The 25,023-nt window shown below is 43.6% G+C and carries 8 protein-coding genes; 7 read left to right on the forward strand and 1 reads right to left on the reverse strand.

The features are described 5' to 3' along the window. Positions 1-227: 227 nt before the first annotated feature. Entirely contained in the window at positions 228-1,748 is a 1,521-nt protein-coding gene (locus J7623_RS15885) for a sulfatase (protein WP_291922008.1), read from the reverse strand. A gap of 224 nt (positions 1,749-1,972) precedes the next feature. Here J7623_RS15885 and J7623_RS15890 point away from each other — a divergent pair, with 224 nt between their 5' ends. The 7 genes from J7623_RS15890 to J7623_RS15920 all read left to right on the forward strand — a co-directional run bounded on the left by J7623_RS15890 (position 1,973) and on the right by J7623_RS15920 (position 25,019). Continuing rightward, positions 1,973-3,316 (forward strand): hypothetical protein, encoded by a 1,344-nt coding sequence (locus J7623_RS15890; protein WP_291922011.1) that lies wholly within the window; start codon positions 1,973-1,975, stop codon positions 3,314-3,316. Positions 3,317-3,432: 116 nt separating this feature from the next. Then, a complete protein-coding gene (locus J7623_RS15895) occupies positions 3,433-5,721 on the forward strand; it encodes a hypothetical protein (RefSeq protein WP_291922014.1) in 2,289 nt (762 codons plus the stop codon). Between the two features lie 9 nt (positions 5,722-5,730). Then, positions 5,731-6,822, forward strand: a complete 1,092-nt coding sequence (locus J7623_RS15900; protein ID WP_291922016.1) for a hypothetical protein — start codon at positions 5,731-5,733, stop codon at positions 6,820-6,822. 27 nt (positions 6,823-6,849) lie between these two features. Continuing rightward, positions 6,850-12,546 (forward strand): PA14 domain-containing protein, encoded by a 5,697-nt coding sequence (locus J7623_RS15905; RefSeq protein ID WP_291922019.1) that lies wholly within the window; start codon positions 6,850-6,852, stop codon positions 12,544-12,546. 17 nt (positions 12,547-12,563) lie between these two features. Continuing rightward, a complete protein-coding gene (locus J7623_RS15910) occupies positions 12,564-13,055 on the forward strand; it encodes a hypothetical protein (protein WP_291922022.1) in 492 nt (163 codons plus the stop codon). A gap of 61 nt (positions 13,056-13,116) precedes the next feature. Beyond that, positions 13,117-16,554, forward strand: a complete 3,438-nt coding sequence (locus J7623_RS15915) for a hypothetical protein (protein WP_291922025.1) — start codon at positions 13,117-13,119, stop codon at positions 16,552-16,554. 53 nt (positions 16,555-16,607) lie between these two features. After that, positions 16,608-25,019 carry an RHS repeat-associated core domain-containing protein gene (locus J7623_RS15920; protein ID WP_291922027.1) on the forward strand — a complete coding sequence of 2,804 codons (8,412 nt, stop codon included), beginning with the start codon at positions 16,608-16,610 and terminating at the stop codon, positions 25,017-25,019. Positions 25,020-25,023 lie beyond the last annotated feature (4 nt).

Genomic DNA, 25,023 nt, shown 5'->3' on the forward strand with positions numbered 1-25,023 from the left:
AAAAAACCGCATCGTTGCTGATGCGGTTCCTTAAGTTTTTAATTTCTTATTTATCAACAACTTAAAGAAATATTTTTCATACGCACTTTCAAGCCTGCAGCTCACCAGTAAATGCTGCAATCAGGGGGCAAAAATAGCCCTTTTGGCTTAATTGTCAAAAGATTTGGAGGGATGGTATTACCCTGGCTGATAAAAAAGCCGGGGCAACGTCATCCCGCCAAAAGTGTTTAGTCCTGAGCCAGTATTTTCAGTGCCTCTGTGTCTTTGTAAGTGATCATCAGTTTTTTCATTTTATCTTTTAAACCGGCGATCAGTGCTTCGTATTTTTTTTGTCCGTAGAGATTATTGACTTCATGTGGATCCTGTTGCAGATCGTACAATTCCCAGCTGTTAGACTCACCATAGAAGTGCACCAGGGTATACCTTTCCGTGCGGATGCCGAAATGCGGATACACATGATGTGGTTCAGGGAATTCATAATAATGATAATATGCTTCTTTTCTCCAGTTTGCTTTTGCCGGATCGTTTTTCAGCAGGGGCAGGAAGGAGGTGCCTTGTATATCTGCGGGAACTTTTACGCCGGCCATCTGCAGGAAGGTAGGAGCCCAGTCGATATTCAGCATTAGCTGGTTGATGGTGGTGCCTGGTTTTACTACACCGGGATATTTGATGACAAAGGGCGTACGAAGGGATTCTTCGTAGATAAAACGTTTATCAAACCAGCCATGTTCGCCGAGGTAGAATCCCTGATCCGAGGCATACACAACTACGGTATTTTTCGACAGGCCGGACTTATCTAGGTAGTCCAGCAGTTGTCCGATGTTGCGGTCGAGCGACTTAGCGGTGGCGAGGTAGTCTTTCAGGTAGCGTTGATATTTCCATTCCACGAGTGCATCGCCGGAAAGGTGCAGTGCATCGAATTCTTTGCTGATTTTGTTTTCGTAGTAGTCGATATACGCCTTTTTTTGTTCCGGGGAGAAGCGGCCATAGATACCTTTTTCGTAGTTCGCGTGTACTTTCAGGTCTTCTTTGAGGCGCATGGTTTTATCGATGGTCATGTCCTGGTTTTGCGCGGCCAGGCGGTTTTTATACTTGTCTTTAAAAGTAGGTGGCAGTGGGAATGTTTTGTTGTCATAGGCGCCAAGGTCTTGAATATCGGGTAGCCATTCGCGGTGGGTGGCTTTTTCGCCTACTACGAGGAAGAAGGGTTTCGAAGTATCGCGGTTATTCAGCCAGTTGAGCGACAGCGACGTGATGATATTGGTAACATAGCCTGGCATGCGGGTGGTATCGCCGGGGCCGATGATATCCGGGTTGAAGTATTGACCCTGGCTGTTGAGGATGCGCCAGTAATCGAATCCTTTAGGCAGGTTGCCGAGATGCCATTTGCCGATCCAGGCTGTCTGGTAGCCGTTTTGTTGTAGTAGCGCCGGGAAGAGTTGTTGTTCCACGTCAAACTTTTTCTCATTCAGCGTATAGCCATTAATGTGACTATACTTGCCGGTAAGTAATGTGGCTCTGCTGGGGCCGCAAATGGAGTTGGTCACCAGTGCATTTTTGAAGATAGCGCCCTGTTTGGCGATACGGTCAATATTGGGTGTTTGTACCAGTTTACTGCCATAGGCGCTGATCGCCTGGTAGGCATGATCGTCTGAGAAGATAAAGATGATATTCGGCCGTTGCTGCTGTGCATAGCTGTTGGTTGCCAGCAGCAACAACAAGCCCCAGGCTTTCTTTAAATATTTCATGTTCATGTGTTTGTATTGTGATGAGGGATGGAACAAGATAAAAAAAAATCCGGTGGCGTGTGACCAGTTATTTTTCAAAAAAAAATGTTTTAGTCAGATAAACTATTTGATAAAGTTGTATTAGCTTGCATGGGTTAACGAGGTTTTCATCATCATAACTGATCACCTTGTTCTGTCATTAATATAGCCCTGATAGTTGTATTGTTATTTAGTAGCCTATTCCTATGAAGTGTTTTCTTTCAGCCCTGGTGCTGGTTTTCTTTGTTATCAGCAGTACTGCTCAAAATGTTTACCAGATCAAAGCCGACAGCGTCAGAATTTACAACAGCTGCGACACTGCTGAATTGATCCTCGAGAATCGTACACAAAATGTGTCGGGATTTCTTTTCAATAAGGCAAATGGACGTACAGAATTCCGTCGACTGCAGTTAAAGGCAGTCAATAATGCATTGGCAATTGTTGGACAAGATACGTTGGCGTTATCTCCACTGGTGAAAGGGAGTGGAGATTCTTTGTATATCTGGCAGCAGTCTGCGGTATCACAGCCGTTATCTAGTTTTTGGATATCAGGAACGGGGAGGGCAGGGGCTTTCATGACAAATAATACCATTAATTCGCCACATACCGTGATGTTAAAGCCGGGAGGAAGTACTTCCCGTTGGGCTACTTTTCTGTACAACGCAGAGACTGGAACTGGTAATAAAGGATCCGATTTTCGTTTGGCAAGATATAGTGATTCCGGAACGTTTGTGGCCAATGTGATCACTATTGAGCGGGCTTCGGGTATTGTTACTATGAGTGAAGGTCTCAGAACAGTAGGAAATGTCGGCATTAATATGCCTGCCGCGCCATTTAAATTAAGTGTTTCGGATACTGTTAATGTAAAGTATATGCCGCAATATGTAAGAGAAAGCTATCCGCTGGGGACTATGCTTGGGCTATATAATACAGTTGGTGCTGATAGTATTTATTCAGGTGTTTGCATGCAAGGGATTAACGGCGCAGGGCTTTACCAATCCGCTTATTTAGGGCTCGTTACTACTCCCGGAACTACTTACCAGGGTAATATCGTGATCGGACAGCGAACAGGAGATAAAGTGTATGGTGAACGTATGCGTATCGTTGGCAGCACCGGCTATGTAGGAATTGGTACTACAACACCAGTTGCGCAGCTGGATGTAAATGGCGCATTAAGAATTGCCAATGTAAAGAATAATGCCAGCGGGGATAGTATCTTAACTACAGATGCCAATGGTGTTGTGAAATTGAAATCGCCGGTTATCGGGATTGCGCCGATCAACGTTATTTCAAGCAGCGTTACCCTGGGGCAAAATGACTATACAACAATTATCAACAACAGTGCAGCCGTTACCGTTAACCTGCCTGCTGCAGCCAGCAATAAAGGAAGAATTTATAACATTAAGAAGATATCCAACAACACTTTCAATATTACTATCCAGGCGCAGGGAGCGGATTTGATAGAGAATGGGGCGTCTTTTGTGTTTAATACTTACCTGAAAAGTGTGCAGATACAGAGTAGTGGTACAGTGTGGTATATTATTAATTAGATTTTTAGTCGTTTTTAATATTGATATTAGTTATATATTTGTAATGATATAAAATGAAATCCCGTGAATACTTATGCCTATACGTTAACCTGTACTGTCACCAGTAAATCGTTGTCTTGAGAAGTGTTTCCCTGATATTAGTGATTGTATCCCTTTTTCTCTCCTATGATAGCGATGCACAGATGCATCTACCCGGAAACAACGGTAGAGCGTCAGACACCAGCTATTACTATATACATACGGGGTGTAAAATGAAGCTACCGGTGTTGGTGGTGCTGTATGCATCTCCCCCGGGTGATACCCATTACCAGGTAATCCGCAGAAAACATGTGGAGAGTATACCGGTAGCGGCTACACGTAAACCATTGCTGGTAGTGCATGGCAATGTAACCTACGATGGGTATTACCAGTCCAATGCAGACACCCCTTACCTGGAACGGGACATCTACCAGCACACGCTGCAAACGGTATTAGACATTACGGTGAAAGACCAGTACCCGCTTCATCTCGCATTTAGCACCAGTAAAGGAAACTCGCGTCTCTTCCGGAATATTACCGGTGTTAATTTTCAATATACCAGCCAGGATTTTAAGAATATGTTACTGGCAAAAGCGAAGGGTTGGGATGCGGGCAAGCTGAAGCAAAAAGTAGCTTTAGATCAATTGAAGCAAAAATTAGACTACGATTGGAACGATATTAATAAACTAAAAGCCTGGTTTAACTCTCCAGCCCAGGTGCAGCGAATGGTAGAAGCCAAAGAGCGGGAGTATCAGTTACGGCTAAACGATTCCTTGTCGCAGTTAGCAAAGATGGGAAAGGTACCTTCACTGAATTTACCGGAAGGGCTTAATGAGAAACTGAGCTGGAAGGATAGCTTGGCTATACGTTTCAGAAAAGAGTATGATGAGAAAAAGGCATTGCTGGATTCTCTGCAAGCAGCATTTGCCGCCAATGAACAGCTTTATCAGAAAAAAGAAAAAGCATATAATGCGCGTAAAGGCTCCCTGATGGATGCTTTGCAGCATAGCAGAAACAATCAGGAGTTGTCAGAGAACCTTGAATCCCTTCACCTTCCGGATTCTATTTTACCTAAAGGATATAAAACCTTACTCGCTATCAGATCAGTGGGGCTGGGCCGTACGATGGTTGATTATTCGGAACTCACTGCGAAGAACATCAGTATTATGGGCGTACAGGCGGAGTTGAATCCATCCTGGTATCTTGCCTTTGCTACCGGTGCGGTAGACTATCGTTTCCGGGATTTTATTGTGAATGAGAACAGAACCAGGCAGTATCTGAACATGGTGCGGGTGGGTAAGGGTTTGAAAGAAGGGAATCACGTTATTCTTTCTTATTATTTCGGTAAAAAACAGGTCTATAATTTCAATACTACTCCACCAGCCGGAGGAAATACGAGCACGCCGGATTACAAAATCATGGGGTTATCGCTTGAAGGCCGTTACCAGTTGAATAGGAATAACTACGTAATAGGTGAGCTGGCAAAATCGTCTTTGCCCTATTATGCCCGGAGTGTTAATCATGAAGGGCTGGGCAGCAGCATGGTTGGATTTGGTGATCATAGTAATGAAGCCTATGCGATCAGTACTTTTTCATTTTTACCGCGTACGGCTACACGTATTACTGGAATGTATAAGCAGATGGGCGCCAATTTTCAATCGTTTAGTTTATATGCTACCGGCTCAGCGCAGCGTGCGTGGATGGTACAGGTAACCCAACCGCTTTTTAAGCAGCAACTGACGCTCACCGGATCTGTGAGACAGAATGTTTATACCAGTGTTTTTGAGAATTCCAGCTATCGGAGTAACACTGTTTTTAAGAGCATACAAGCTACTTTCCGTCGTAAGAAGTGGCCGGTATTATCTGTGGGTTATTTCCCTTCATCGCAGTTGATGAAGCTGAGTGAAGACCGGTTCATGGAGAATCTCTATTATACCTTGGTGGGTACTGGTAGTTACTTTTATCAGTATAAGGGAATCGGGATGAATACAATGTTTTCCGGTACCCGGTTTTATAATCATCAGACAGATAGCAATTTCGTGTATTTCAATAGCACCAATTTATTATTGAATCAAACCGTTTTCCTGGGAAAATTCACGCTGAACGGAGGCGGATCCCTGGCTACCACTTCAGATTATGCCATATATGGTGCGGATGGCAATGTGCAATACAGGATGCTGAAATGGCTGGAAGTGGGAGGCGGATTAAAGTATAATTATCAAACTGTGTTTGAGTTGCGGCAACTGGGTTATACGGCCAATGCAAGGTTAAATATTCCTAAGATTGGAGAAATAACAGTGATGGGCGATAAGGGCTTTGTACCCGGTGTAAATAAACAGTTAGTCCCTAATAAAACCGGGCGATTAACCTATACCAGAATTTTTTAAGTGTTTAATATGAAAAGATCCCTATTCCTGCTAATGATGTTGTGCTGCATTCGTGTAGGCGCACAAGTTAGTATGACCGTACAATTACCACCTGCAGGTGTATTGTTAAAGGCGCAACTGTGGAATGTTGTATTGGTGTCTGCCTATGAACGCTCCGTAAATGTGCGGATAACCATGCGTTTAATGGATGCCCGTACCAATCAGCCTGTATTAACAGGCATTACCCGCGATATTCCATTGACCAAAGGTGCCCGGCAATTGCAGGCGGGGGATTTGATGCCTATACAATATGAATATCTTTCACCGGCAATTGACCGCAGTGTGAATGGATTCCTGGCTGCCGGTAATTACCTCGCCTGTTACAGCCTGGTTGTAGCAGGAGATAAAGACGGCAATCAACCGGGAGAAGATTGTATTCCATTTGTAAGTGAGCCGGTAAGTCCGCCGTTACTGAATAGTCCTGCTCACCAAAGCGAGCTGCTTACATTTTTACCTCAGTTTACCTGGTTGCCACCCGCACCACTGAATATGTTCAGCGATCTTAATTATGAAATGATACTCACGGAAGTGCATAATGGCCAATCGCCGGAGGAAGCGATACAGCAAAATATCCCGGTATTACGGGTACCACGGCTGAAAAATATTTTCGTGAATTATCCATCTGGCGCAGTACAGCTGGATACTGCCAATACGTATGCCTGGTCAGTGATAGCGCGGAATGGAAATTTATTTGCTGCTCAAACAGAAGTATGGACGTTCCGGGTAAAAGGGAATGGTAATAGTGCAGACCGGGAGCACGGTGCTTATGTACAACTACGTAAAGAACTGGATGGTTCGGTGATGAATGGCAGCCGTTCACTGCAGGTGGGGTATAATAATGAAACCGCTGATAGTACTATCGCCTATGAACTGATATCACTGGACAATAGTAATAAAGTGGTGTATTCAGGCAAGTTGGCCGTCCGCAGAGGGACTAACTACCTGGATGTTCCTTTGGAGAAGAGACGGGGCCTGCATACTGGCCAGCTATACCTGTTCCGCCTGCAGAACTCCAGAGAAGAATACTGGCAGGTGAAATTTATTTACACGAAAGAAGATTAATAGTAAGACCTATAAAATTACGTTGAAATGATACTGGCTTTTGCAGCAAAGGGTAAGAAGACGATTGCATGCGTGATGTTGGCGTTAATTTATTTGGAAGCAGTGGTGCCAGCGTATGCGCTGGGTAGCAGGCGGACTGTTTATAGGGTTGGTGCGGGTGTGCCGGCAGTTAAGCCGGTAGCTGTAATGCCGGTAGCAGATCCTGCTAAGGTGAGTCCGCGGCCGGCACCGTTACCTGCGAAGGCAGCATCTGCCATGCCGCCGAAAGGTACCGGTGGCCCAACCCAGCCGGAAATGGAAACATTCCATTCTGTAAACAGCGACAACATGGTAGATTTGTTTTCAGGCAATTTCGCTTATAATATTCCTTTGTTGGATGTAGACGGGTATCCGTTGTCGTTAGGGTACAGCAGCGGGATTACGATGGACCAGGAAGCCAGTTGGACCGGGTTGGGATGGAATATTAATCCGGGTACGATTACAAGGAATGTGAGGGGATTACCGGATGATTTCAATGGATCGGACCAGATCACAAAAAGAATGAACATTAAGGAGAATAAAACTTCCGGTGGTACGGGTGGGGCAACGTTTGAACTTTTTGGTCTTGACCTGAAGTCACTGGGTGCTTCAGCCGATTTTAGTCTTAGCGCCTCTGTAGGTGTCTTTAAAAACACCTACAGAGGGTGGGGAATGGAAGCGAGTATTTCGCCAAGTATTGGTGTAAGTGCTAAAGGTGCAGGAAGTCTAACGGCTGGCTTAGGATTAGGCATGAACTCTCAGGAAGAAGGACTGTCTATCAGCCCCAGTCTGGATGTTACCCTGAGTCAGAAGGATTCTGATGTTAAAAACGTTTACAGCGGGAAAATAAGCACTTCACTTACGTTTAATACGCGTAGCGGTTTGAAGGCGTTGCAATATTCTGGTGGGGTTAGCAAGTATAGAACTTATTATAAAAAGAGCCTAATAGAAGGAATACCCCGATATGGGCGATTTACTACGAAGGAGAACCTTTTTTCTGCCAGTATTTCTTATGCATACCCTGGTTCAATTCCAGCCATGAGTATTCCTTATACCAGCGAAATGTATACTGGTAAGTTTGCGTTAGGAGGAGAGGTAAACGGTCTTCACCCGCAGGGATTTGCTTCAGGATACCAGGTGCGTCAATATATTGCAGATGCGGACAAAACGTTGACTTTACCGGCATTTGGTTATCTCTATTATTATAATGGAGCCGGAAATGTAAATGCTTTGATGGATTACAACCGGGAGCGGGAGATGCCTATCAAAGAAGGTATCAAGAATATTGCGATACCTGCATATACGAGTGATGTATTTTCTATTTCAGGCGAGGGAACGGGCGGAATGTTTCGTGCCTACCGCAATGATATTGGATATGTGTATGATCACTTTATGTCTACAAAAAGCACCTCTGCCAGTCTTGGTGCGGAAGTTGGTTTAGGGAATGCGTGGCACGCGGGTGTAGATTTAACGGAGACGCATTCTACCACTGTTAATGGCGCCTGGGTAGAGAATAATCCGCTCGCGAAGGACATTGCTTTCACTGCGTCAAAGAAGCAATATGAAGCCGTTCATTTCAGGAATCCGGGTGAAATGACTGCGCAGCCTAAAACCTATTATGAGATGTTGGGAGGAGATGATGTGGTATTTGCAGAGATGACAGGTAATAATACGCCTAATATTTCTACTACAGATAATTTATGGAGATATAAAGGAGGCAAACTGATAGGAAAGCTACCCTTTAATAATATTAATGCAGCCAACCAGGAAAGAAGTAAAAGAACCCAGGTGATTTCCTATCTCACAGCGGAGGAAGCCAGTTTAACGGGACTTTCAAAGCTGATTGAGAATTATGGAGAGAATCAGTATGTGTTTAATAATTGTGTTACATATTTTTCGGGTGCACCAGAGGGAAAGCATGGGTATATCAGGGAGAATTTTCAGAACGAATGGTTTGGAGAGGAAAATGGAGGACGGCGGAATACAATGATAGCTCCTTCTATTTATCACCCGAAAGGAGAAGATGATCCTGATGCGTTAACTAACGGTACAGGTTTTAGCAATGTAAACCATCTTTCCTGTCGTTGGACAGGGAAGCTAAAAGCACCTGCAACAGGAGTATATTATTTTGACTATAAAGTGGATGATGGTGTCCGGATAACTATTAACGGCAAAAGGTTTACGCCGGATAAAGATTGGGATTATAACAAAGATATTCCAAAACCAATACAAAGTGGGTTTAATGTCAACCTGGAGAAAGATAATACCTATGATATTGTTGTAGAGTATTACAACGCGACCCGTAGTGCCGTGATGATAATGAATGTATATTATGGGAACAAATCAGTTGTTCCTAATGACATCTACCAACCAATCAAGGTTTTTTCGTACACCATAATACCGGGGAAACTGACCAAGGAAGAACGGATGGACAGCATTCGCAAACCTCACCACCTTTCTGAAATCGATGTGTTAAATAATGATGGTAAGAAGTACGTATATGGCTTACCGGTTTATAACCTGAAAGAAAAAGAGGTAACCTTTTCAGTAAAGCATGAGAATGGAAATGCAGAGGAAGGTACCGTATCCTATAATGCTGTCTCCACACCTAATAATCCCAGGGAAGATGATGTAACCAATTCAAGTGGTAATGATCATTATTTTGTTTCAGAAGAAACACCTGCTTATGCCCACTCTTTCCTGTTAACAGGAGTGGTATCGCCTGACTATGTGGATTTAACGGGGGATGGTATTACCGATGATGACGCGGGTAATGCGGTTAAGTTTAATTATACGAAAACAGCCGGTCAGGGTAATCCTTATAAATGGAGAACACCTTATACCAGGAATGCCACATATAGTGAAGGCTTTAAGACAGAAAACTATGATGATAAGGGTAGTTATGTATATGGAGAAAAGGAACTGTGGTATTTAAACTCCATTGAATCTAAAAACATGGTGGCCACGTTTACCCTGGAAGACAGGGAGGACTTATTGCCCATTGACGAACAAGGAAATAAGATACGTAATACACACCAGGCAAAGCGCCTGAAGGAAATAAATCTGTATGTAAAAGCAGATTACATGAAGAGTGCAACTGCTGCAAAACCGGTAAAAACCGTTCATTTTGAATATAGTTATGAATTATGCCCGGGTGTCAATGCGCCGGAAAGCGACTCAGGAAAGCTGACGCTTAAAAAAGTATGGTTCTCTTATAACGGGAATGAGAGTAAAAATAATCCTAAAAGGGCGCAGCAAAACGCTTATGTCTTTAACTATAATAAGCTTAACCCGGCATACGCTGCCAAATCTTATGATCGGTGGGGTGAGTATAAACCTGCTTCTCAAAACCCCATGGGTAGTGATGGAAAGCCGATGACTAATCCTGAGTATCCTTATGCTTTGCAGGATAGTGCACTAGCAGCTGCCAATGTCGGCGCATGGACATTAGATTCTATTAAACTTCCATCCGGAGGAAGGATTAAGGTAATATATGAGGGAGATGATTACGCATATGTACAAAACCGTCGGGCAGCAAAAATGATCAATATTGCCGGATTCTCGGATAGAGCGCCTGGTGCAGTAGGAGACCTTTCCAACCATTTATATGAGCGTGGTTTGGATTGGAAGTATGATAACCTGTATGTAGCATTTAATGTTCCCAGAAGGGTGACATCTAAGGAAGAAGTCCGCAGCAGGTATTTATCAGAGTTGCACGATACACTGTTTTTCAGGCTGAATGTAAAAATGCCATCGGATGATTTCGGAAGTGGAAATGAATATGTGCCTTGCTATGGTTTTATTGATCAGTCAGACTATGGCTTTATTGCAGGCACTAATATCATTTATGTGAAATTGCGTGCGGTTAATAAGAAAGGCAATGAAGGGGGAGACTTTAGCCCATTGGCTCAGGCAGCGATGCACTTCCTGCGTTTAAATCTTCCCTCTAAAGCATTTCCCGGATCCAATACCGGTGAGAACCTGGATATGGGAGAAGCGATAAAGATGGTAGTAAATATGGCTACCGGTGCATTGAAGCAATTGATTTCATTTGACAGAAATGCACGGAAGGATGGCTGGGCGCAGGAAGTAGACCTTAGTCGCTCCTATGCCCGCTTAAATGACCCGTATTATAAAAAATATGGAGGTGGATTACGGGTGAAGAAGTTGCTGATCTATGATCACTGGAATAAGATGACTGGTAAAAAGGAATCGGTATATGGTACTGAGTATAAATACACCACTGTCAAAAAGATTGATGGAAAAGATGAGGAAATCAGTAGTGGGGTGGCTATTTATGAACCTATTTTAGGGGGCGAAGAAAATCCGTTCCATACGCCTAATATTTATTCCGAGCAGGCAGGGCATTTGGCACCTGTATTTACCAGTTATGTAGAGAATCCTTTGGGTGAGGGATTCTTCCCGGCACCGAGTGTCGGTTATGCCAAAGTAACTACGCGGTCTATCAACACAAAGAACACACGTTCTGCTAATGGAAGTGAAGAAACCTGTTTTTATACTGCTTATGAGTTCCCGACAATTGTGGAGACTTCCGAGTTGGGTGACGAATCGAAATTTAGGTATAAGCCAGGCTTCCAGAATTTTCTGAAAATCGACGCGAAGTATCATATGGCTATTACACAGGGCTTTAAGATAGAATTGAACGATATGCATGGTAAGGTCAGATCAAAGTCTACTTTCGCGGAATCGGGTAAAGACCCTATTGCATCCACTACCTATTACTATCGTGTAGATAATGATTCATCGGAGATCAAGCATTTGCGCAACACGGTTACTACTATTAATGCTAAGGGAGAAATTGACACAGCAGCGATTGTCGGAAAGAATATAGAGCTCATGATGGATATGCGTCAACAAACATTCCGTACGCACAGTTCAGATAGGAGTATTAATACAGATGGGTTTGTGATAGGAGTTTATCTCATATACATTCCTGTATATTTTGGTTATCCGCGGAACGAGGAAAATATATTCAAATCGGTAGCTACTACTAAAGTAATTAATCGTCAGGGTATTTTAGACCGTATAGAAGTGGTGGATAAAGGAAGTAAAGTAATCACCCGGAATTTATTGTATGACAGTGAAACCGGTGAAGTGTTGTTAACAGCTACTCAGAATGAGTTTGGGGATTCTATTTACCAGTTCAGCTACCCGGCGGCTTGGGCATATGATGGTATGGGAGGCGCATATAAGAATATCCAGACAACGGTGGCTGGTGTGAATATCCGGAATGGAAAAATCATATCAGGCCTTTCTGCAGCAGAACAAAATGAATTATTTGTTTCTGGTGATGAAATGTTGATCTATTCCAGGAATCGCGTGTATGGCGACCCTTGTATTGGCGATCCTGCGGGTTTAGCCACATTCCCGAGTAATAGTAAAATATGGGCTGTGGACGCTAATGCGCTAAATGGGAATACTCCTGATATTTATTTCCTCACTAAAGAGGGTAAGCCATTTACCGGGGAAGATGTGACACTGAAGGTGATTACTTCCGGGCGTAAGAACCTGAACACCAGTGTGGGATCCGTTACTATGATGAAGACTCCGTTAGTGAAGAACGGGAATAACTACGAATTGGTAATTGATAAGACCCGGAATATTATTAATGCTTCGGTAACAGAGTTCAAACAGAACTGGCATGTAGAAGATGTCATGAAATCAGTAAAAGAATGTGTTTATTAAAAGTGAAACTATCAGTTATGTATATACGTCATATTTTAATAGTTATCGTATTGTTTTTTGCAGGGAAACTGCAGGCGCAGGATAGTAGTTCGGTTGGGGGAGTACTGGCAGGTAATTGGAAGATTACCAGGGTGGAAACAAAGACATATTCTCAGCAAGACCGGAGGTTACTGCAGGAAAAGGTGCTGACAGGTGCCGATGCCATACGGTCGATACGCGGATTTGTACCGCTAAGGATAGTCTTCCAGGGGCATGATTGTAGGATTGAACATAATTATGGTGTTGAGTCGGGCATATATGCTACCGATACCCATGGCCATTTATGGTATAAAAAAAAGGAGAAAGAGCCTCTGTCACCGGATGTTGTCAGGTTAGGTTTACCCTGGAATTATAACATTGGGGCGACTAACGTATTAGCTATTGAAATGCCGCCTTCTTACTATAATGAAAACGGTACTAATACGCCTGTGAAACTGGTATTTACCTGTTATTATGAAATGGCAAACTGATTCAATATTACGATTTAATACAAAGGAGTTTACAGGTATGCATACATTAAAACTACCCTTAATGAAGTATAAGCACTTATTGGGCATTATGTTTTTATTGCTGGTAAGTGCGGCTAGTTCATTTGCACAATGCAGCGACTGGAATATTTCGGCGCAGATTGATAGTGCTACCTGCGCAGCCAATGGAAAAATAACAGTAACACTAACAGGCGCTGATGCTCATAATTTAAATGGTTTGCAGTACCGGTTGGAGGCATTGACTACTGGAGGAACTGATGTGTCTCAGAACTCTTCCAATATCTTCCAGAATATTCGACCCGGAAGTTACCGGATAACTATAAATGGTATATGTAGTGGTACACCAGTGTTGAAGTCAGCAGATGTGACGGTGCCGGGAAACTATGTAGATTTGGACTTTAGTTTAAATGTTCAGATTTCTGCGCTGGGTACTTGTAGTAATGGGCGACTTTTAATTGCTATCACAGATGGGAAAGGGCCATACACTGCTACTATATTAAATAGTCCCGCTGCTTATACTGGTCCCAAAACATTTGCAGTTAATACAAATCCTTTTCAGGTAAATAACCTGCCTACAGGCGATTATGATTTTTCCGTGACTGACCAATGTGGTAACGGAAAGGTAAGGAGTGCGAAAATCTATAGTGGTACAGTTAATAGCAATACTTTTAGTGTATATCAGCCATCTGTTGTATATGGTAGTTGTGATCAGATTCAACTTCCTTATTTCCACTCGGATGCACCAGGTTATACTGCTTTTTTAGCGGATACAACCAATTTTGCCGTTAGTTATAAGATCGGGGACTTACCTCGTACAAGGGACTATCGCTATAATGTAAACGGATATACTTTTAAATTGCCAGCGGGGGTTGACTTTAAGAGCCTTTATGAAAAGGACATTATCTCTTATATTACTTCTCCCTGTGCGGAGCCTTATGAAATTGTTTCTCGTATACAGGCTCCCTGGTTTTATGGACGATTTATTCCTAATTGTGATACCTCTGTTGATATAGGTTACAATGTGAATAGTCCGAATATTTGTGGGGCGGTGTTTGTAAGTATATTAGATACTGTTTCTCAAAGATCATGGAAGGATACTTTGACAATTAATAAAACCACAGGAACTCTTAAAAATGTGCCATTTGGAGTGTATACATTTAAAGCTATTACAGCAGATGGTTATGAATTAAATCCATATACGGTAAATGCCTACAAGGATACTACTAATCCTTACTACGTAAGGATCGATCAACTTTATGGATCTTCGGGAGATGACAGTGGTTTTTCATTATCTCTTTGGAATGCTAATGGTACCATTAGTGCGGGTAGCAGGATTCAGCTGATAAGCCCACAACAATTTGCATTTGACGCTTATACAACCAGTGATGATAATGGGTATTTAATTGGATGGCCTGGTAGTATTCCAAGAATAAGACTGACACTTGGGGAATATAAATTTATTGTTACAGATAAGTGTAAGCAATATCCCGTAACAATTCGGGTGACGGAAAATGATGTTTTCAGGTATAACTGGAGTTATACGACGACGCAAACATGCGAAGGACTCTTGGTTACAGCCAGTGGTACCGCAACATTCAATGGCAATACATTGCCAATGTACATGGCTGTTTTAAATAATGGTCGTGGTGTGCCAGGTGGCTCCACTGTATTACTGAAAACAGGGGGAGAATACACCATTGGTGTTTCTGCCAATTCAACCTCAGTTATGGATTTCTCTCCGGCTAATGGTGGAAATGGGGTAAACGTGAAGAAAGTATTCTATTTTCAAAAGAATCTTGACCTGCTTTTTTCTCTTGGTTGGGTATGTCCCGGAGCGGCTGCTAATTCCGGAAGTATCAGAGCCTTTGCTGCATATGGGAATGGTACAAATGGGGTGTATACTTATAAACTTGCTGAGGAAGGGAAGGGGATGACCGGACCATATTTAGATAGTAATACAACCGGTAGTTTTACATCCAACGCCCGTTATTCGTTGATAAAGAATAAAAACTACGATGTACAAATAACGGATGAGTGTAAATCTACTATAGTAAGAGGTATTAAGATTCTGGATTTTGCCAATTTCCAGGCGATAACAGCTGATAAGCCGCTGTTTTGTGTTGGTGATACTGTATATTTTAATGCCATTAATCTACCCACCTCTGCGAAACAATATACCTGGACTAATCCGCAGGGTATGGTGATTGATACTACGCAATCTATCGCTATTTATAATGTAGATTCCAGTCATGTTGGTAATTATCACGTGAAAATCACTTCTGATCTTTGTGGTTCACCAATTGAGGGAGATGTATACCTCCGCGTAGCACCGTATATCACCAAATGTTACAGCGCAGTTACCGATACCAGTGTAAACCCTTATATACATGGTTTGTTGGGTAACTGGAGAGCAGCCAAATCCTACACTTATTATGGTGCCCGCGCTGAATCGGATCCCGGTCAGCAGACTAATATCCGTAAAGACGGTGCCTTTAATGATTTCTTGTCTTTCTGGCAGAAGCAGACAAAAGGCTGGACGCCACAAACCAGCAATCCTGCCTGGGTATGGAACGCGGAGAGCACCATTTTTAATAAGAAAAGCTTTGAGTTGGAGAACAAAGATCCTTTAGGACGCTACAATGCCGCTATATATGGTTATAGTAACGCAGTGCCGGTAGCAATCGTACAAAACAGTCGTTACCGGGAGGCAGGCTATGAAGGATTTGAAGATTATAGCTTTGGCGATAAAGGCTGTAGCAATGGAGAATGTCCGGTTGGCCGTCATTTTGATTTCTCTTCTTACATCAATAAGATGGATGCTACTCAGAGTCATACCGGCAGATATAGCTTGAAAGTACAACCGGAAGATAGTATCCTGTTTTCATCGATAGTAACGGATACTGATAAGATACTCCTGCCACCAGACTTTCGGACCGGGCCTACCAATTGTTCTGTCAGCCCTGTATTACAGAGTGTGCGGGTAAACAGAGATGTGTTATTACCTATTTACTCTCCGGTAGCTGGTAAGAAAATTCTGTTCAGCGCATGGGTAAAACAAGCACAGGACTGCCACTGCAGCAACTACGAGAATGTCAATGTAACCCTGTTTGTAGGTGGGCCTATACGGGTTACCGTAGCAGCTAAGCCAACAGGAGCAATCATTGAAGGTTGGCAACGCTATGAAGAGGTGATAGATGTACCTGTAGGGTCAACTGCATTTAGTGTGGTAATAGCGACTACTAATAATACAACGGCCTACTTTGATGATATACGGGTACATCCTTATAATGCCAATATGAAGTCATATGTATATGATCCAAAGAACCTACGGTTAATGGGAGAATTAGATGAAAACAACTTTGCCACTTTCTATGAATATGATGATGATGGTACCTTGACCAGGGTGAAGAAAGAAACCGAAAGAGGAGTTAAAACGATTAAAGAAACCAGGAGTGCGTTGTTAAAAGAAGATGGTGAGTAATCATTGTCTTGTAGAAGTTGGTTGTAAAAAGCATCCCGAACCTATTGAAATATATGAAGCCTATTTTGTTGAAAGTGATTGCCAGGTGTAGTAGCCTGTTATTATTACTGTTACTGATGAATACTGTCCATGCGCAGAATGGTAAGGGTATTTTATTGAAGCGCACACTGGATGGTAGCAAAGGGCAGCTGGTAGCCGATTCGTCAGTTACCCTGAAGGACAGTGTTTATTTTGACCCTGTTACCAAAGTGAAGCTGGAGTCGACTTACTTTTTGCGGAACATTATCACTTTTCGGATCAATGAGTACTCTACGCTATACCTTGGTGCGCCTTTCACGGCCTCCGCAAACGTACGGATCTATTATCTGAAGCCAGACGGCACTGAGGATTCTTCTACAGTAACACTGACGCTCAATTACGACACAGCACATACTTATACACAGCGAAATAGTTTTGTATTTAACAATGCACACCAGGTAACGGTAAAGATATTGGGAATAACCACCAATGCCGGTAAAGATATCAGGGCTGCACTGGTGCTGGATAATGAAATGGAAATTCGCCCGGTATATAAGTTATCCTGCACTGCTGATGTAATCACAACTATTAATTACCAGGCGCCTGTAAATGGAGATCAGGCCGATGAATTACCGGTTAGCTGGCCAGCGGTGGTAGGTGCAGATGCTTATGATTTGGAGTGGGCTTATCTTGACTCCAGCGCCATCGAGGCCAGGAACTGGGTTACGCCTGATGCAAACAGTATTTTCGCTAACAATACCACCCGTGTTACCATTGCGGGGACTAATTACACGATTCCGTTATTATACGATAAAGTCGGCGTTTTATATTTCCGGGTGCGAGCCGTACAGGAAAAGCCGGATGACATCCGGGTGGAAACAGACTGGAGTTCTAAATTCAGTACCGGCTTAGGCCAATATAGTTTCAATGGCCACCAGCGTAACCTGAACTGGCAGTCGTCTATTTCCTTTGCGGAAGATGGCAAACGCAAAGTGGTGACACAGTATTTCGATGGTAGTTTGCGTAACCGTCAAACGGTGACTAAGGATAATGTAACGCAAAATATTGTGGTGGCAGAGTCTTTTTATGATTACCAGGGAAGGCCTGTTATCCAGGTACTGCCTGCTCCTACGCTGGATAAGGTGATGAAGTATACACCGGGCCTTAATTTACCATTGAACGGAGCGGAATATGATAAAGACAGGTATGATTATATAGCGAATGATGGGGAACTGGTGAACGCCAGTGCCCAGCGTATGGATACCAGTTCCGGCGTTAATAAGTATTATTCTCCGGCTAACCCGGATGCAGGTAAGGGCATCTCCCAGTATATCCCTGATGCAGAAGGATACGGGTTCACTGAAACAGAATATACGCCGGATAATACCGGCCGGATAAGCCGTCAGAGTGGCGTGGGTCCTACCTATCGGTTAGGCAGCAAGCATGAAACGAAATTCTATTATAACAGGCCGGTACAATCTGAGCTGGATGCGTTGTTTGGAACGGAAGTAGGTCTGGCCTCTCATTATTTTAAGAATGCGGTATCTGATGCCAATGGACAATTGTCTGTTACTTACCTGGATATGCATGGCCGTACGATTGCCACTGCCTTGACTGGTGAAACAGAGAATAAGAACCTGACAGATCTTCCAACGAAGAAAGCATTGGTAGTTACCGATTCTTTGTCTGGTGTAGATAATAATATTATTACCGAGCGGAGCATACAGAGTATGTATCCGCTGCTGATAGATGCCGATAGCAGTTTATGCAGTTTTAATTACCTGCTGTCCCCGCCGGTGTTGCAGAAGAAAGGTTGCGATAGCGCGATTACCTACTATACCGGTTTATATGATTTACGCATCCGTATTACCGATAATGTACGTAATCAGAGTTTAGGCGGCCAGCCGGTGGAGGTTGTTTTCCGTAACTATGACCCGGCAGCTATCACCGCAGGTCAGCGACCTGTTGTACCAGATACGATCAAAGTATCGTTTAGCCGGATGCTCTATAAAGGGGTATATAATATTACCAAGACGCTTGAGATCAGCAAACAGGCGATGGATTACTATCGTGATAGTATTTTTCTTCCATCGGCGGTATGTACAACGGTAGATAAGCTGATAGAACAGCAGTTAGAGGAACAGCAGAAGAAAGATTGTAAGCCGTCCTGTATAGGTTGTGATAGTCTGCATACAGATGGAGATGATATTGAAGTAGCGATGCTACAGGATATGACACCACCTTCCGGTCAGTATGCAGATTTGTCAAAATCCGATGAGCAGTATTCCATATTCAGAGGTAGTGATGGCTCCCGTGGTACTTACGCTCAGCCAGATATCCGTTATTACAATGAATCAGGTGTAATTGATTCAGTAATGAATCCTGTTACCCGTAAGAATGGTATTCCCCAGGATTTATCTCCTGCACAGTTTTCAGATGTATTTAAATCTACCTGGGCGAGAACATTGTTGCCTTATCATCCGGAGTATAAGAAGTGGCAGAGATACCAGGATCAGTTTAAAGATGAGCAGCTATGGGGTAAAGATTTTGAGGCAACGGCTACTTATTATGCCGCCAAACAGAAAGGTTACCTTGATCCGATAGGTACAAACAGTCGTTTTGCAGGCAGTGGGAAGCACGATCCGCTGATGGCAAAGAATTTCAATGCACTGAATGAGGCCCTGACTCATTACCGTACAGGAAGTTATTCTCTATGGGTGGCGGCAACGCTTTCGGTAAAATGTCCGGACATGTCTGGGGGTTGTGTAGGTCTTAACCAGTCAGAGGCAGCAGCGTTTAATGAGTCGGCGATGTGTGGGGGAGATCTTGATATGGCGTGGCGTTCTTTCCGTACGTTATATCTTCAGATCAGAAATGATGTAATCAATGATTTGCTGGATGCCTCCAGTGATGTAAAAGCATTTGCATTATTGGCGCAGGGCAAGATGCCTCATTTTTCGTCCGTGAAAGATATGGCCAATCATGTGCAGTTGGGAGATCCGGGCACGACTGATCCTAATGATACGGCCAGCGCCAGCCAGGTAGCGAAAACCATGCTGGCGAAAATGTATGACGATAATTGTCGTGCGTATGTGAAAGTGTGGATGCAGCAGTTGGCGCCGTGTAACTATGATACCACGGCGTTACGTGAGATTACCGATAGTTTGTTGATTGTATGTAAGGGGGGAGCAGATATGGCCCACCCCTATGGCTCGCGTACGATGAAAAACCCGGTTCCGGGTGTACCTGGTAATTTTGAAGAGGTGATTGCCGGCTATAATGCCCGTCATTTACCATTAAGAAATCCCTATGTATGTAATGCGGAGTTATTGACAGATCCTGCCGCTTATGGCAAACAGGCAGCGGTGAGTCATTCGGGTAGTTTCACGCGTCCGGATGATTGCCAGTGTGATAAACTGAAGTCGCTGCGTAATGAGTACAACCTGAAGAAAGAGCCGGCAGATATAGATCTGTCTACTTACCTGCGTCGTACCCGTGGGGTGAAGATACCACAGTCGGATCTGAATGCACTGATAGATGCCTGTACCAATGCCACCCCTGATTGTAACTATCTTCAAAAACCCATCAATATTCCGGCATTACTGGATTGTAATGCAGCACCGGCTTGTGTGCCCTGTCATGTTACTGATAGTTTGTATGCGGCTTACTTAGTGACTTATCCTCAGTCGGCTCCTGCATTAAGCCTGGAAAATGATTCAGTACAGCTGGCGAAGAATAGATTGTTTGCTGCTTATATGAATAACCGTTTAGGTTATCATTACCTGGCATCTGACTACCTGAAATTTAGAGACAGCTGTAGTAAAGGACCGGCTCATACCGGTCGCACTATTTGCGAGCCGGGAAGCGCTGACAGCAAGCGGATGATCAATATGTACTCCAATGGCGGTACCGATGTGATACTGGATGTACGAACCACTGCAGATGATGGTTATATCCTGGCTGGTTATACCACGGGATGCAGCAATGGAGGTAAAGATGGTTATATCATCCGTACCAATAATAAAGGAGACCTGCTGTGGGCAAAAACCTATGGAAGTACGGGAGATGACACCTTTTCGAGGCTAACGCCTACCCAGGATGGTGGCTATATAGCCATCGGTAGCACCAATTCCTACTGTTATGATCAGGGAGCTATCCTGATTGTAAAGATGGATGGGAGCGGCAGTGTAGTGTGGAACAGAGTAGTAGACTTCGGACAAGGCCATGGTGGGAGCGGTAATGATATTATTGCCACCTCCGAAGGCGGTTATGCTTTTGGTGGTTTACGGACAACAGCCGGCATTAATACCGACTGGATAGGAGGGCGGTTAACTGCCAGCGGAGACCTGATCTGGCTGAGGCAGGGAGGTACATCTGCCAACCGTGATGTGATTCGCCTGTTAGAAACAAACGATACGTTGGTATATGCTTCCTCTATTATGGATGGAACTAACTTTGACGTTACATTAATAAAAGTAAGAAAGGAAACAGGAGATGGTTTTGCCGGCCTCCAGTATGACCTGGAAGGCAGAGATAACATTTGCAATAGTATCGTGAAAACGGCCACCGGTTACCGGCTGGTGATCGGAAACAGAAAGAATGCAGCGAATCCAACTACGAATGGAGCGTTGCTGGATGTGAGCACCGACGGCACCATCGTTGCTGCCAAAAAGATGTTGAATCCGGCATCATTTGATTCACAGACCGCGAATGTATCTTTCGTCGCTGCCAGAACCAGTGATGGTGGTATGATTGCCTCACAATCCACCAAAGATACGTACTGGTATAAGCTGGATGCTGGCGGCGTGCCTAAATGGGGGAGCCGGGTGAATATTGCAGCCACTGAATGGGTAACATGTTTAGTGCAGAACAGTGCCGGTGGTTATGCTGGCGCAGGTGTGAATAGTAATCACGCCATGCTGATGCTGGCAGATGCGCAGGGTAAAACCGGATGTACCGACCAGCCGGAAACACTGGGAGCGGTAGATGTTACCAGTGCCTTTACGAAGAAAAATCTGGGTATGATGACAGACGTGGTGCTTGGCACCAATAATGTCAGCACCGTTGCCCTTGTAGAAAGAGTATGTACGCCATCTTTTTCTACAGAAACATGTCCTGGTATAGACAGTTGTTATGAACTGTTGGAAGGACCATTGTTATGTGGCAACACAGAACCTACGTTCCCTGATATTGAGGTACCCCCTATCACTAATTGTTCTGATAGCTCCCGTTATGCAGATGCCAAAGGCCGGGAATTATTCAATGTTTACAGAGACTCTTTGATCAATGATTTTGACCGGTCTTATATCAGCAGGGCTTTATCCGCGGTATATGGAGAGCGTTTTGCCGTGCAGCATGCCAGCTATGAGCATCACTATACATTGTATTATTATGATCAGGCAGGTAATCTTGTAAAAACGATCCCACCAGCGGGTGTGGTGAAAGATGCAACGCCGGAATGGGCTAATCGGGTGGCGGCGGCAAGAGCAGCCGGGCAGTCATTGGTACCGGCTCATACGATGGCTACCAACTACCGGTACAATACCTTAAACCAGGTGGTAGCACAGTATTCCCCGGATGGTAACCTGAGTCATTTCTGGTATGATCGTTTAGGACGACTGGCAGTATCTCAAAACAGGAAGCAGGCGCTTGTTAACGCATACAGCTATACGTTGTATGACTACCTGGGACGTATTACAGAGGTAGGTGAAATATCGAGCAGTGCAGCTATGACACCAGAGATCTGCAAGGATGCCACGCAGTTATCCCAGTGGCTCACAGCCGCGGGTGGCAGCCGTTCACAGATCACCAGAACGATTTACGATCAACCCAATACTTTCCTGGAACAGGATATCTGGCAGGCAAAGAACCTGCGCAACCGGGTATCATGGAGTGCAGTGTATAATAATATAGCTGACACTATTCCAGGAGGGCAAGCATCTGCAACTTATTACAGTTATGATATTCACGGTAACGTACGTACGTTGTTACAGGATTATAGTGCCAGTACTCCTAATCCAGGTAACCGCTTTAAGAAGATCGAATACAACTATGACCTTATCAGTGGAAAAGTAAATTCGGTTAGTTATCAGCCTGGTCAACGGGATGCATTCTACCACCGTTACAGCTATGATGCGGAAAACAGGATCACGAATGTAGAAACCAGCCGAGACAGTATTTATTGGGAGAATGATGTCTACTACCAGTATTATAAACACGGGCCGTTAGCCAGAAGTGTCATCGGTCAGCAACAGGTACAAGGACTGGATTACGCTTACAGCTTACAGGGTTGGCTTAAAGGAGTTAACAGTACTACTGCCACCAGCGCGTTTGATATTGGGAAAGATGGAGCAAAAGGGGGTATAACAGCGCAGGATGCCTTTGGATTTGCGTTGCATTACTTTGGCGATAATGACTATAAACCAATAAATAGTACTGTTCAGCCATTTGCATCAGCGGGAGTAGGCCTGAAATCACTCTATAATGGTAATATCAGTGCTATGAGTGTGAACATCCCTAAGGTAGGAACGCCGCTGAGGTATTCGTACACTTACGATGCGCTTAACAGGCTGGTAGCTATGGATGTAGCGCATAATCTGAACGTCAATACTAATACCTGGACGCCAATTAGTGTGGGGGACTTTGGAGAAAAGATTAGTTATGATCCAAATGGTAATATCTTAAGTTATGATCGTCATGGTAATAGCACCTGGGCAGGTAAGTCGCTCCAGATGGATAGCATGAAGTATCATTATCAACCCGGAAAGAACCAGTTGTTATCAATCAGTGATGATGTGGATCCTCTTGCTTATAACAACGACATCGATGGTCAGGGAAACAATAATTATGTATATGATAGTATCGGTAACCTGGTAAAAGATGTGAAGGAAGGAATCGACATAGAATGGACGGTATATGGGAAGATTAAGCAGATTAAAAAAGCAGATAATTCTACGATTGTCTATACTTATGATGTTGCAGGCAACAGAATCAGTAAAGTTGCGAAGGGGATAGAAACCCGTTATATCAGGGATGCTTCCGGGAATGTGATGAGTGTATATGTGAGTGGTGATCAGTCTATTAATAGCGGTTTACTCAGTCAAACAGAAACACATCTGTATGGTAGCAGTAGGTTAGGTATTAATAATATGTCTACCCAGGTGCAGAATGATGAGACTCCGGAACTGATAAGACTGAATGGTTTAGGATTCGGAACATTTACTACCTTCGTGAGAGGTAATAAGTTCTTTGAGTTAAGCAATCATTTGGGGAATGTACTGGCAACTGTAACAGATGCGAAGAAGGCTGTATCTATGGATGGGAATGTAGTGGATCATTATGAAGCAGAAGTAGCAAGCGCACAGGATTATGCGCCGTTTGGTATGGGACTGCAAGGTAGAGGATTTGATGCGGGCAGGTATCGTTATGGGTTTAACGGGAAAGAGAATGATAACGAAATCAAGGGAGAAGGAAACCAATATGATTATGGCTTTAGAATTTACAATCCTCAAATTGGTAGATTTTTATCTACAGATCCTTTGGCGAAGAAGTTTGCCTTTTATACGCCTTATCAATTTTCTGGAAATAAACCAACGGTAGCTGTTGATTTAGATGGTCAGGAAGATCATATATATACGATTTCATTTTTCAATAAACAAGGTCAGGCCGTATTTACAAGTTCTCATAATGAGGGACAGGTAGTTGGGATGGATAGGAATGGTTATGAGGTGTATGATAGACCAGAGAAATTTGTTGCAGCTTATAATATCGCATTCATAGATGGAACGAGTTATAGCTTGATGCAATCATTCGACTCGTATAAGGAAATGCAAGGAGTTAAGCAATCGGCTTTTTACTCCCAAGCCGTTTCGCTATCATTATGGAAGGGTGTAGACCTTGGGGCTAAATCATATTATGGTTCCGAAGCTGGTTATGCAGTGTACGGACTTTCTAAGGTAGCGCTATCTAAATATGCTGCGCGAGCAGTCGCCAGTACAGCCGCGAAAGCCGCTGTTGATAATACAGCAGTAAAGAAATATGCACCAGAATTGGTTAGGAGATCCTATAACGGAGATGATGTGTTTATGGATTATGATGGATGGGAATTAGGATGGTATACTAAGAAGCCAAATGGAGGAGTGTCAATAGAACTTTTGATACAAGAACCAGCTAGAGGTATAGGATTAGGAACAATGGTATTTAACGAAGCTGTAAAAGATGCTACCCGTTTCGAAGGTCTTTGGGTTGAAAGTGATATATATGGTGCTAAAGGAATGTCGGATAATTTAATTCAATATAACAAAGCAATAGCAGATGGTTTAAGTCCAGAAAAAGCTGCTTTTAGTACGTGGTCAGGAAATCTAGCGAAGAAAGCAGGATTCAATCATGTAAAAGTAACTCCATTAACAGGGGAAGTTAAGGGTGTATCAGCTGTTTTTACTAAATAGTGAA

Source organism: Chitinophaga sp. (assembly GCF_017745275.1).
In the GTDB taxonomy this organism is placed as follows: Bacteria; Bacteroidota; Bacteroidia; order Chitinophagales; family Chitinophagaceae; genus Chitinophaga.

What these genes read in the sequence shown, in the direction of transcription:
- J7623_RS15890 (WP_291922011.1), top strand. Translation starts at nt 1,973, where the DNA reads ATGAAGTGTTTTCTTTCAGCCCTGGTGCTGGTTTTCTTTGTTATCAGC.
- J7623_RS15900 (WP_291922016.1), top strand. Translation starts at nt 5,731, where the DNA reads ATGAAAAGATCCCTATTCCTGCTAATGATGTTGTGCTGCATTCGTGTA.
- J7623_RS15885 (WP_291922008.1), bottom strand. Translation starts at nt 1,748, where the DNA reads ATGAAATATTTAAAGAAAGCCTGGGGCTTGTTGTTGCTGCTGGCAACC.
- J7623_RS15920 (WP_291922027.1), top strand. Translation starts at nt 16,608, where the DNA reads ATGAAGCCTATTTTGTTGAAAGTGATTGCCAGGTGTAGTAGCCTGTTA.
- J7623_RS15905 (WP_291922019.1), top strand. Translation starts at nt 6,850, where the DNA reads ATGATACTGGCTTTTGCAGCAAAGGGTAAGAAGACGATTGCATGCGTG.
- J7623_RS15910 (WP_291922022.1), top strand. Translation starts at nt 12,564, where the DNA reads ATGTATATACGTCATATTTTAATAGTTATCGTATTGTTTTTTGCAGGG.
- J7623_RS15915 (WP_291922025.1), top strand. Translation starts at nt 13,117, where the DNA reads ATGAAGTATAAGCACTTATTGGGCATTATGTTTTTATTGCTGGTAAGT.